Here is a 423-nt window from a genome sequence, read left to right as displayed (position 1 = left end):
ACTTCAGATTCGAACTTGGTGTGCGGCTTGATAGAGCCCGGCTTAGCCAGTACCTGACCACGTTCGATTTCTTCACGTTTGATACCACGCAGCAGAACACCAACGTTCTCACCAGCACGGCCTTCGTCCAGCAGTTTGCGGAACATTTCAACGCCAGTACAGGTAGACTTAGCAGTCTCTTTGATACCAACGATTTCAACTTCTTCGCCAACTTTAACGATACCGCGCTCTACACGACCGGTAACAACAGTACCACGGCCGGAGATGGAGAATACGTCTTCGATAGGCAGCAGGAACGGCTTGTCAATCGCACGTTCTGGTTCCGGGATGTAAGAATCCAGGTAGCCAGCCAGTTCAACGATTTTAGCTTCCCACTCAGCTTCGCCTTCCAGCGCTTTCAGAGCAGAACCACGAACGATCGGA

1 protein-coding gene is annotated in these 423 nt (G+C 51.5%); it reads right to left on the bottom strand.

Translation table 11 applies throughout. The features are described 5' to 3' along the window. A partial coding sequence (locus FDX22_RS15305; protein WP_255432928.1) for an EF-Tu/IF-2/RF-3 family GTPase occupies window positions 1-423 on the bottom strand: 423 nt, incomplete at both ends.

Source organism: Citrobacter sp. TBCS-14, from assembly GCF_005280805.1.
Classification (GTDB): domain Bacteria; phylum Pseudomonadota; class Gammaproteobacteria; order Enterobacterales; family Enterobacteriaceae; genus Citrobacter; species Citrobacter gillenii.
This window is presented reverse-complemented; position numbering and strand designations above follow the sequence as displayed.